The sequence below is a fragment of the Pseudomonas sp. P1_F1_2 genome (genome assembly GCF_056405815.1).
Genome location: NZ_JBFUBK010000026.1, coordinates 47812 through 59481 on the forward strand (window position 1 = coordinate 47812; position 11670 = coordinate 59481).

General features: G+C 58.2%; 8 protein-coding genes. 5 read left to right on the plus strand and 3 right to left on the minus strand.

Features of this window, described 5'->3' with window-relative positions; all coding sequences use genetic code 11:
- Positions 1–28 precede the first annotated feature (28 nt).
- From AC1D2P_RS10335 to AC1D2P_RS10350, 4 genes are all read left to right on the plus strand, one after another.
- On the plus strand, positions 29–823 hold the full coding sequence (locus AC1D2P_RS10335; RefSeq protein WP_077430137.1) for an ABC transporter substrate-binding protein: 795 nt from the start codon (positions 29–31) through the stop codon (positions 821–823).
- 64 nt (positions 824–887) lie between these two features.
- On the plus strand, positions 888–2435 hold the full coding sequence (locus AC1D2P_RS10340) for an amino acid ABC transporter permease/ATP-binding protein (RefSeq protein WP_046027163.1): 1548 nt from the start codon (positions 888–890) through the stop codon (positions 2433–2435).
- 46 nt (positions 2436–2481) lie between these two features.
- Complete coding sequence (locus AC1D2P_RS10345) at positions 2482–3270, plus strand: SDR family oxidoreductase (RefSeq protein ID WP_477758335.1); 789 nt, start codon at positions 2482–2484, stop codon at positions 3268–3270.
- Positions 3271–3435: 165 nt separating this feature from the next.
- On the plus strand, positions 3436–4380 hold the full coding sequence (locus tag AC1D2P_RS10350) for a SphA family protein (RefSeq protein WP_109787154.1): 945 nt from the start codon (positions 3436–3438) through the stop codon (positions 4378–4380).
- 73 nt (positions 4381–4453) lie between these two features.
- Here AC1D2P_RS10350 and AC1D2P_RS10355 read toward each other — a convergent pair whose 3' ends face one another.
- From AC1D2P_RS10355 to AC1D2P_RS10365, 3 genes are all read right to left on the minus strand, one after another.
- The gene (locus tag AC1D2P_RS10355; RefSeq protein ID WP_223524872.1) at positions 4454–5938 is read right to left on the minus strand and encodes a phospholipase D family protein; all 1485 of its coding nucleotides are present in this window, start codon (positions 5936–5938) and stop codon (positions 4454–4456) included.
- Between the two features lie 290 nt (positions 5939–6228).
- Positions 6229–7101 (minus strand): DNA/RNA non-specific endonuclease, encoded by an 873-nt coding sequence (locus AC1D2P_RS10360; RefSeq protein ID WP_077430135.1) that lies wholly within the window; start codon positions 7099–7101, stop codon positions 6229–6231.
- 489 nt (positions 7102–7590) lie between these two features.
- The gene (locus tag AC1D2P_RS10365; protein ID WP_077430134.1) at positions 7591–8913 is read right to left on the minus strand and encodes a DUF1329 domain-containing protein; all 1323 of its coding nucleotides are present in this window, start codon (positions 8911–8913) and stop codon (positions 7591–7593) included.
- Positions 8914–9762: 849 nt separating this feature from the next.
- On the opposite strand from AC1D2P_RS10365, the gene AC1D2P_RS10370 reads away from it, so the two are divergent.
- Positions 9763–11670: bifunctional aconitate hydratase 2/2-methylisocitrate dehydratase (locus AC1D2P_RS10370; RefSeq protein ID WP_477811418.1), on the plus strand; the 1908-nt coding region annotated here is incomplete at its 3' end.

Sequence of the window (11670 nt, forward strand, 5' to 3'; positions counted from 1 at the left end):
CCCCTTACCTACGCCGGAGCAGTAAATAATGAAAAAAAATAACAAAGCCCTGTTGAGCATGGCCGTATTGGCAGCCGGTATGTTCGGTGCCTCGGTGAGCATGGCCGCGACTGACACGTTCAAGGTCGGCATGGAAATCACCTACCCTCCTTTCGAGTCCTACGACAAGGACAAAAACGTGGTGGGTTCCGACCCCGAACTGGCTACAGCCCTGGCCAAACACATGAACGCCAAGGTGGAGTTCGTCGACACCAAGTTCCCGAGCCTGATCCTGGGCTTGAACTCCGCCAAGTACGACGCGGTCATTTCCGGCATGTACATCACACCGGAGCGCCAGACTCAGGCCCAGACCATCGCCTATGCCAACACCGGGGCCTCGGTCATGGTGCCCCAGGGCAGCGAGATCAATGCAAAGAAACCTGAAGACCTGTGCGGCTTGAAACTGGGTCTGGAACAAGGCACTACCTGGGTCAAGGAATTCAGGAAGCTGTCCGATGAGTACTGCGTGCCGAACAACAAAGGCGCTATCACCGTCAGCGAGTACCCTTCGGCCCCCGAAGTGACCCAGGCCCTGTTGTCCAAGAATATTCAGGCTCAGGTTGAAATCGCCGGCGCCGCAAAATTGATCGCGGAAAAGACCAATGGCCGCGTGGTGATCACCACCGACCACCCGATCTATCAGCAAACCCTGGGTATCTTCGTCAAGAAAGGTAATGACGAAACGTTCCAGGCCGTGCAAAAGGCCTTTGAGGAGACCAAAAAGAGCGGTGAATATGCCGCTATTCTTAAGAAATATGCCTTGGAAGAACCGACTGCCCACTAAGAACGCGTCCCTGTAGTCTGGTCATCTGCCGCCCCTGCATGGAGGCGGCAGATCGAGGTGCCCTATGCAATTTGATTGGTCGTATTTTTTCTCGCTGTTCTCCCTGCCAGACTTCTGGAATGCCTGTATCACGGTCGTCCAGCTCAGTGCCCTGGCCTGGTTCATTGGCATGCTGCTGGGCTTTCTCCTGGCCACGGCCAAGCTCTCCCAATCGCCCTTCCTGCGTATTCCCGCAGCGGTCTATATCTGGTTCTTCCGCAGCATCCCGTTGCTGGTGCTGGTGGTCTTCGTCTACAACTTGCCGCAATTATTTCCCGGCAGCGGCCCGATTCTGTCCAACCCCTTCTACTCCGGACTGTTGGCCCTGGTGGTCACCGAAGCGGCGTACATGGCGGAAATCCATCGTGGTGGTCTGATTTCCGTGGCCAAGGGCCAGAGGGAAGCCGGGCGCGCACTGGGTGTCGGCCTGTTCGGTATGCAGCGCTTGATCGTGATCCCCCAGGCATTTCGTATTTCGCTGCCCACCTTGATCAATGAATACATCACGGTGGTCAAGCTGACGTCGCTGGTCTCGGTCATCTCCCTGACCGAAATTCTCACGGTCGGCCAACGCCTCTATGCCACTAACTTCCTGGTCATGGAAACCCTGGCGGCGGTAGGCGTCTACTACGTGCTGATCGTCACCGTGTTCGGCTTTTTCCTGCAGCGCCTGGAGCGCTACCTGGACCTGAACTTCCGCAAGCCGCACACGCTCGACGCGGCCACCATCGCCAAGTTCAAGGCCAGCGCCGAAGCGCTACCGGACATTGCGCGCAAAGCCGCCGGCAACAACGCCACCCCAATCCTGCAACTCAAGAACATCCAGAAGAGCTACGGCACGCACAAAGTGCTGCTGGGCATCGACCTGAATGTCGAATACGGCCAGGTGGTCTCGATCATTGGCCCATCGGGTTCCGGCAAGACGTCGCTGATCCGCACGGTCAACGGCCTGGAAACCATCGATACGGGCGACATTCAGTTGTTCGGCGAAACATTCATCGAAGCCTCGGACAAACCCAACAGCTCTCGTCTGCGCAAAGGCGTGCGGCAAATCGGCATGGTGTTCCAGAACTTCAACCTGTTCCCGCACCGCACCATTCTCGATAACGTCACACTGGCGCCGCGTTACCACGGCCAACCGGGCGAGCTGAGTGAACATCGCGCTTATGCGCTGCTGGACAAAGTCGGCCTGCTGGCCCACGCCCACAAGTACCCGCACCAGCTCTCCGGCGGCCAGCAACAGCGCGTGGCGATCGCCCGGGCCCTGGCGATGGAACCGCAGATCATGCTGTTCGACGAGCCGACCTCGGCCCTCGACCCGGAACTGGTCAACGACGTGTTGAACGTGATCCGCGACCTGGCCAAAGAAGGCATGACCATGTTGATCGTGACCCACGAAATGGACTTTGCGATGTCGATCTCTGACCGGGTCGTGTTCATGGAGAACGGCAATATCCAACTGGATGCCGCACCTGAAACCATACGACGCGATGCCGAAGGAGAGAGAGTGCGACGCTTCATGGGCATCGATGCCCAATCGCCAAACCTGTCTGCAACCGTGGATCATGCATGAATAGGCACCCCCTTTCTTTGAGCTACCTTCTTTCAGGACAACACGCATGAATCTTGGAATAGCAGGACGCTGGGCGCTGGTATGCGCTGCCAGCAAAGGCCTGGGTAAAGCCTGCGCTCAGGCACTCGTCAGCGAAGGTGTGAACGTGGTGATCACCGCACGAGGCGAAGACACGCTGAATGAAACAGCCCGTCAGCTCAGAGCGATCAATCCTCAAGTGACCGTCATCGCCGTAGCCGGAGACATTTCAACGCCTGAGGGTCGGGCGGCCGCCCTCGGGGCCCACGAACATTTCGATATTTTGATCAACAACGCGGGTGGCCCTCCTCCCGGGGATTTCCGCGAGTGGAATCGCGATGCCTGGCTCAAGGCGCTGGATACCAACATGCTCACCCCAATCGAGTTGATCAAGGCCACGGTAGACGGTATGGCCGCTCGCGGATTTGGCCGAATCATCAACATTACGTCGAGTGCGGTGAAGTCACCTATCGAAAGCCTGGGCTTGTCCAATGGTGCGCGCAGCGGGCTGACGGGATTTGTCGCCGGGCTTGCCCGACAGGACAACATTGCCAGCCGTAATGTGACGATCAACAACCTGCAACCGGGCTCATTCGACACCGATCGACTGCGTGGCAACCTGGTCGCTGCCGCCCAAGAGTCGGGACAAGACAGTGAGGTATTCCTTGACGAATGCCGCAGCGAAATTCCGGCGAAACGCTTCGGCTCCCCCGAGGAATTCGGTGCACTTTGCGCCTTCGTTTGCAGCAGCCATGCCGGCTACCTCACCGGGCAGAATCTGTTGATTGACGGCGGGGCCATTCGCTCCAGCCAGTAATCACGACAGGCACAATCGGGGCGGTGGCATCAGAGCTTTCGCCATTGCCCCCGCCTCCTCGACTTTCCAGCGCCATCCCTGGCCACAATCCTGCTCATTCTTGAAACAGCTACTAAGCTGTAACGCGCACGCGACTATTGGGTAGGCCGAGAATTGAGGGTTTCGATGATTGCAAGAAATAAAGCTGTACTGGGATTGGCGGTGTTTTTGCCGGCCATGCTTGCTCAGGCAGATGACGGCGGTATCAGCTTTTGGTTACCTGGCCAGTTCGGCGCGCTGGCCGCGGCACCCACCAAACCGGGTTGGAGTCTGCCGCTGATCTACTATCACGTCAGTGCCAGTGACGATAAAAACAATGCGATACCACGAGGCGGACGGACCACCTTCGGTCTGGATGCCAAGGCAGATCTGCTGTTCGCCAGCCCCACGTATACCTTTGCCGAACCGTTACTCGGGGCCCAGGCTGCGATTTCGGTGGTGGCCGCGGTTGGCCGCGACGAGGCCAGTGTCGACGTTACGCAAGTCGGGCCGCGCGGGCGCGGCTTTTCCGGTGGAACCCAAGACACCCTCAAGGGGGGGAGCGACGTGTATGTGCTGGGCACGATGAAATGGAACCATGGCGTTCACAATTTCATGGCCTATAGCATGGGCAACATTCCCGTGGGTGCTTATGACCCCAATCGCTTGGTCAATATTGGCCTGGGACACTCGGCGCTGGATGCCGGTGGTGGCTACACCTACTTCGACAAAAAGAACGAGTTTTCCGCCGTGGCGGGCATGACCTACAACTGGGAAAACACCGACACAAACTATCAAAACGGCATCGACGCGCACCTGGACCTGAGTGCCTCGCACTTCATCACCGATCAGACCCAACTGGGCCTTGTCGGCTACGTTTACCATCAAGTCACGGGGGACAGCGGCAGCGGCGCGACACTGGGCGACTTCAAATCCCAGGTCAGTGCCATAGGTCCTCAGGCGGGACACTTCTTCAAAGTCGGTAAAGATCTCTGGTACGCCAACCTCAAGGGTTACTACGAGTTTGACGCGAAGAATCGCCCAGAGGGCTGGAATACCTGGCTGACCCTGGTTGTTCCGCTGTCGGAATAGCCGGTGAAACCGTCGTTAAGGGCAAAGGATTGTTGGCGCAGCAGCGCACTGCGTGATCGGGGCCGGCTTCGGCCTAGAGCATTTTCTCAATGCCGATCTTGTCACTGAGCCACGCTTTGAAACTGCGCCACGCGCCGCCAGGCTCCTTATACAAGGTATGCAGGCGGCCGTTGTCCTCAGTGACCCAGACGACTTCGCCGTTTTCCAGACGAGCCTGGTAACTCACGGCTGGCGACATGCCTTCAAACGCGAGTTCGCGTACGTAGCCGGCCAATTCAGGGCTGTCGACCAGCACCCCGACTTCTGTGTTCCAAAGTACAGAACGCGGGTCGAAATTGAAGGACCCGACAAACACCTTCTGTTTGTCCAGGATCATGGCCTTGGTGTGCAAGCTGGAGTCCGAGCCACCACTGAAGCCAAACGAAGAACCGCGACCGGGGTCATCCGCCTGTCGTCGCAACTCATAGAGCTTCACGCCGTGTTCGAGCAGGGTTTTGCGGTAAGGCGCATAGCCGCCGTGCACGGCTGGCACATCAGTGGCTTCCAGTGAGTTGGTCAACAGGCGTACATCAGCCCCGGCCTCGGCACGACCCAGGAGGTAGCGCATGCCCGACTCCTGGGGAACGAAATAGGCCGAGATCAAGATCAGCTCCTTGTCGATGCTATCCAGATCAGGTCGAAGTTGCGTGGCCATCATTAGCGCGCGGGCCGGTTCGTCATCGGCCAGCACCTTGCTCGGGGCGTCCCACATCGCTTTGCCATGGGCCCAAATCAGCTCCTTGCGCCAATGATCGAGTTGCGGGTGCGTCCGGTAGGTCATGAGGTGCTCGTACAGGGCCTTGTTTTCGATCCGTGTGCTGTCGAGCGATTGTTCCAGGCGTTGACGGCTCTCGAGCAAGTCTTCGGGCGTTGGCTTGTTGAGCTGGAAGTCACTGATGGGATGGCTCAGGCTGCTATTCCAGTATTGATCGAAGCTGTGCCCCAACTGCTGGGCGACCGGGCCGATGCATAGCAGGTCCATGTCGGTGAAGTTGAGATCGGGCTTGGCGTCGAAGTATTCATCCCCCAGGTTGCGTCCGCCAACGATGGCGGCGCTGTTGTCGGCCAGCCACAGTTTGTTGTGCATGCGCCGGTGCTGCTGCGAAAGATTAAGCAGACGGCCCATGGTTCGGGTCACAAAAGTACTGCGCCCCAGATGCAAAGGGTTGAAGACACGGATATAGATGTTCGGGTGCACGGCCAGGGTAGCGATGACTTCTTCCTGACCGTCGCTGGCCGTGTCATCGAGCAATAGGCGTATACGCACGCCTCGATCGGCGGCCGCCAGCATTTCACGCACCAGGGCCCGGGTGCTCAGACCGTTATGCACGATGTAATACTGCAGATCGACGCTCTTTTGGGCGTTGCGGATCAACTCGGCGCGGGCCCGGAACGCCTCACTGCTGTTGGGCAGCAAGCGAAAACCCGAAAGCCCCTGATGTTCGGCGGCCTGAGCCTGGATCGAGCGCCCGAAAGCCGAATCGCTGGCGGGTATCGTCTCGCTGAAGTCGTGGGGCATGTGCGTAGTGGTGCAGCCGGCGAGCAGCAGCGGGAAAAACCTGAAGGGGAGGAACCGGAATTTGGACAAGGGCTCGTCCTCAACCTCGACGGCTGTAGTTTTGACCTCGGAAGCCGGCAACACACGGCAATCTGCACAACTGATTCCAGTAAAGCCCGGTTCTAGCGAGGCGTGTCGAATTTTTTGAACGCCACTCCAGTTCAAAAGACTGGCGTTTGTATGCCCGCGTAAAAAAGCAGTGACTCGTGGCGAGGGAGCAAGCGCCCCCACCGCCCGTTAAATGTGAACCCTCAAGTGCGGCCCACGGAGCCTGTGACGGGTAGATTGCCCAGTAATTTTAGCCCCGTACTTTTTACGAAAGCGTCATAGTCCATCGGCCTCTCAATACGGGTTTCGGCGTTGGGGAGTATGTAGGCCCAGGCCCGTTTGGACGATGCGTCGTAAACCAGCTTGAACAGGCGCGTCGGTACCCAGACCTTGTTGTCGCCAATGGTGCTATGGCCTGGGTCAAAGAGCGGGCCGGTAAAGACAAAAACATTGCCATCGGCTCGCTTGGCAAACTTCCTGACATCAGACTCAACCTTGCTCCAGATCTTCCGGTTGTTGGTTGGGTCTTGCGGCACCATGTTCGACAGCGCAAAGGATTGAGCCATTGCATTGGGGTTCGGTGCATCGGCGGCCGGGGATTGATGGCCACGGTCCACAGCCGGGTGTTGGCTACGGTAGTCACTCAACTCTGCCCGTCCACTCTTGGGAATGCGAGGATCTGGATAGAACTGGTTAGTGCGCTCCTCCCCTTTTGCATCCTGAAGCTGGGCTGCATTAAGACGCTCCACCACCACCAGCGGCGTCTTGCTGGTTTGCGAGTACAGCACCGCAAAGTTGTCGGAACACAGGGCCAAGGGGTTCATTGTTGCAGGCACGGAAGCCAGGTTGATTGGTTTGGCTGCCGGGAACAGATCTGCACAGCCATCGAACGATGCCTGTTTTTGTTTGTTTGAATAAAGGTCCAGTGCCGCGTTCTGACTGATCGAACCCGAGCGGGATACTGGGTCCTGATGCTGGGTGGGCGGCTTGAGGAGATCCAGCAGGCTGCGGGCTTCTGCCCCGGTGGAAAGCAAAACAAGGGCCGACAGCCCAACTGCAATTTTGCGTAGGTACATGCGTTAGATCTTCGAATTGGATTGAGGGGTAAACGTACGGCCAGTCCCGATTCACGGAACCCCGTAGTGGCGGTTGCTGATTATGTGGCGATGAGCATGCTTTCACTGTCCTTGGTCAAAATACCGATGCGGAACTGGTCGGCACCGAGCAGTACGACCGCTGACGTTCGTGCGGGGTTTATTGACCACCACAAATCCCATTAGTGCTGAGTAGCGTTGGCATTCTACTCGTCAGAGTACGTCGAAGATGCGATGGGAATCTCGCTCACGCTATATAGCTATTGAACTCGTGCGTACCCGCACCGGCAAAACGGGATGTCCCGCCGGCTTCGGCTGTCCAGAAACATCAGTAGAACCGTCTGTTTTTTCGACTTGGCAAAGGACTGGCGTTTTATATGCCGACGAAAAAGCGGTGATGACCTGTGGCGAGGGAGCTTGACCCCTCGCCAGCGTCTAGCTCAAGACATCGGGTTCTGCATCACTGGGGGCTTAGCGAATACCAGCACCCGCCATGGACTCCGGCACCCACTGCGCCGTCGACAGCGGTTCGATGTAGTGGATACCGCCATGTGGGCCGACCACGCCATTGATGTTGTAGGTGCCAAGCGACAGGTCGTAAGTCATGAACGGGGTGGCATCCGGGACTTGCTCGTCGTAGCTCTGGCTGAGGAAAGCGAAGGAGCCACGGTAGAGCTGGCCACTGGTGTTGTACTGATCGGAGGCCACGGCGGCCCAGGTGTCTTCATCCAGGTAGAAGCGGCGTTTTTGGTAGATGTGCTTTGCACCGGGCTTGAGGTTGCCCTCCACAACGTAGACCCGGTGTTTTTCCCAGCGGACGAAGTCCGGGGAAATGTAATTGGGGGTGGTCAGCGATTTGGCATCCCGGGCATAGGTCAGTTTGTAGGTGTTGTAGGGCACGATCATTTCTTGCTTGCCCACCAGCGTCCAGTCATACAGTTCGAGGGCGCGGGCGGTGCCAGGGTTCGGTGTGTCGTAGGCCAGGATCGATATCTGTTTGACCCGGCGCTGGGCCGGCAGGTACTGCCAGGCACGACCAGGACGTTGCAGCGGGTTGGTGGCGTTCTTGAGCATGACCGACTCACCGGCTCGTCGCGCGGGTCCGGTATAGGCCAGTTTCAGCTGGTAGTAGATGTCGGAGTTGTTGATCGGCTTCGACATGTTCTCGTAAATCGGGAAGGACACGAATGCCTCGCCGGAGACCGCCAGGCTTGCCACACCTGCCGAGTCGACGCTCCAGGAGTCGTACTTGGAATGGATGTTGACGCCCTGGTAGCGCAGCAGGAAATTCCACATCGCCTCGGCGCCCGATTGCGGGATCGGGAACGGCACACCGGGCAATACGTTTTCAAAGGCAATCCCACCGTTGAGGGATTTGGCGCCGGTGGCGTTCTTGCGGCTGTTTTCCAGCACTGCCTCTGGCAGCGAAGCCGTGCGGTGGGTCGGATACACATCGATGCGAAAGTTTGGATAGCGCTTGGCCAATGCGACCGTGGTAGCCGTCAGCATGCTTTTGTACTGATCAACGTTCTTGCCATCGATCACCAGCAGTGGTGTCTCATCGGCGAAGGGGTTCGGGCGCATGCTGTCACCCGTTTTGAAGCTGGCCGGGGCGGTGGTCAGGCCTCCGTTGTAGGCCGGAATGGAACCGTCGGCATTGCCAGCCTTTTCGGCGCCTACCAACGTCAGGCTGGTGCCCAGTCGGGCGGCATCCTGAGTGGATACATAGGCTTGTGCATCGATGGTCAGCGCCATCATGAGTGGCGTAGCCAGCAGACTTTTCACGAATTTCATATTGTTATTCTCCTGCCTGGCGTACCAGGCATTCGTGACGCAGGCGGTGCAGTCGCATCCATCGGTTCAAGCGGCGGTAAGTTGTACGGCCCTAATCCAGATATCGGCCCTCCATGGCTTGGCAGTTCCTACAAACAGGACTGGAAAAATCATCGCGTTGCACCGGCTAGCAGAGTGCCCGCCTCGTTACATTTGCCGTGTCACCGACCCAATCGGCTCAATCGACTTTTCAGCGCCCATTAAAAAGCCCCCGGCCCGGGAGCGCTTTTCATTTTGCGACAGTCTCTTGGCTATTCATGACAGCGCCTTTTCGAAGTCCTGCAGTCCAATGGCGTGGGACAAACCCAATCAATATCGACTTACGGTTTTTCGTTCCTTTTGACTGATTTGCAGTCGCGTGAATGCCAAAGGCATGTATCCCTCGCAGGCGACTGCGTGAAGTCTCAGCCTCCCACCTGAAACCGCGGCGCAGAGCGCTGGCTGTCATCAGTCGAATCGATGTGCGAATAGTCACAAGTGAACGATTGAGCCCGCTGCCCTTATGGTGACGACTTGGGCGGTGATTCAAATGTGTCGACAATGTAGTTGATTGACCTGCGGATAATCATTATATTCCGGCTCAATCACGAGATAGTGTCGACAATATCCACCGTTGCCGAAAACCTCCGATTGGCGCAGATGCAGATCTGTGCCTTCCCGATTCCGGGACAGAACACCTTTTGCAGGCGCAGTTGATTGGATAGTTTCGGGTGGTCACCCTCGACAACCGAAAAACTGCACCTGCCTTTATTTTTGCGGGCGCACGCTGTTCGCTCACTCAACAACACGCGGTATGACAGGAGAAACCCAGTGCTTGAGACCTACGTACAACAATTACAAGCACGTGCCGAGCAAGGGCTTCCACCCTTGGCGCTCAACGCCGAGCAAACTGCAGGCCTTATCGAGCTGCTGAAGAATCCCCCGGCTGGCGAAGAAGCTTTCCTCGTTGACCTGATCACCCATCGCGTTCCACCTGGCGTGGACGAAGCAGCCTATGTCAAGGCCGGCTTCCTGTCCGCCCTCGCCAAAGGCGAAGCCAAATCCCCCCTGATCGACAAGAAGCGCGCTGTTGAACTGCTCGGCACCATGCAGGGCGGCTACAACATCGTGACCCTGGTCAACCTGCTGGACGACGCCGAACTGGCGCCCGTCGCGGCCAAAGAACTCAAGCACACCCTGCTGATGTTCGATGCCTTCCACGACGTCGCTGAGCGCGCCAAGAACGGTAACGTTCACGCTAAAGGCGTGCTGCAGTCCTGGGCTGACGGCGAGTGGTTCAAGAACCGCCCGACCCTGGCCGACAAGATCAGCCTGCGCGTGTTCAAGGTCACCGGCGAAACCAACACCGACGACCTGTCCCCTGCYCCRGATGCCTGGTCCCGTCCAGACATCCCGCTGCACGCCCTGGCCATGCTGAAAATGGCCCGCGACGGCATCGTCCCTGACGCCCAAGGCGTTACCGGCCCGATGAAGCAGATCGAAGAAATGCGCGGCCAAGGCTTCCCGATCGCCTACGTCGGTGACGTGGTCGGTACCGGTTCCTCGCGTAAATCGGCGACCAACTCCGTACTGTGGTTCTTCGGCGACGACGTTCCTTACGTGCCGAACAAGCGTGCTGGCGGTTTCTGCTTCGGCARCAAAATCGCTCCGATCTTCTACAACACCATGGAAGACGCCGGCGCACTGCCAATCGAATTCGACGTGTCGAACATGCACATGGGCGACGTGATCGACCTGTACCCGCATGCGGGCAAAGTCTGCAAACACGGTACTGACGAAGTCCTGACCACCTTCGAAATGAAGACCCCGGTGCTGTTGGACGAAGTTCGTGCTGGCGGCCGTATTCCGCTGATCATCGGCCGTGGCCTGACCGACAAGGCTCGCGCCGAACTGGGTCTGCCAGCGTTCGACCTGTTCAAACTGCCGGAAGCCCCGGCTGAAAGCACCAAGGGTTACACCCTGGCGCAGAAAATGGTCGGCAAGGCTTGCGGCGTAGCCGGTGTGCGTCCTGGCACCTACTGCGAACCGAAGATGACCACCGTAGGTTCCCAGGACACCACCGGTCCAATGACCCGTGACGAACTGAAAGACCTGGCGTGCCTGGGCTTCTCGGCTGATCTGGTGATGCAGTCGTTCTGCCACACCGCGGCGTATCCAAAGCCGATCGACGTGACCACCCACCACACCCTGCCTGACTTCATCATGACCCGTGGCGGCGTTTCGCTGCGTCCGGGCGACGGCATCATCCACTCGTGGCTGAACCGCATGCTGCTGCCAGACACCGTCGGTACCGGTGGTGACTCGCACACCCGTTTCCCGATGGGCATCTCGTTCCCGGCCGGTTCCGGTCTGGTCGCGTTCGCCGCTGCCACCGGCGTCATGCCGCTGGACATGCCGGAATCGATCCTGGTGCGCTTCAAAGGCAAGATGCAACCGGGCGTCACCCTGCGTGACCTGGTTCACGCCATTCCTTACTTCGCGATCCAGGCTGGCCTRCTGACCGTCGAGAAGAAAGGCAAGAAGAACGCCTTCTCCGGCCGCATCCTGGAAATCGAAGGCCTGGACAACCTGAGCATCGAACAGGCTTTCGAACTGTCCGACGCCTCGGCCGAACGTTCGGCTGCCGGTTGCACCATCAAGCTGTCGAAAGAGTCGATCACCGAATACCTGAGCTCCAACATCACCCTGCTGCGCTGGATGATCGGCGAAGGCTACGGC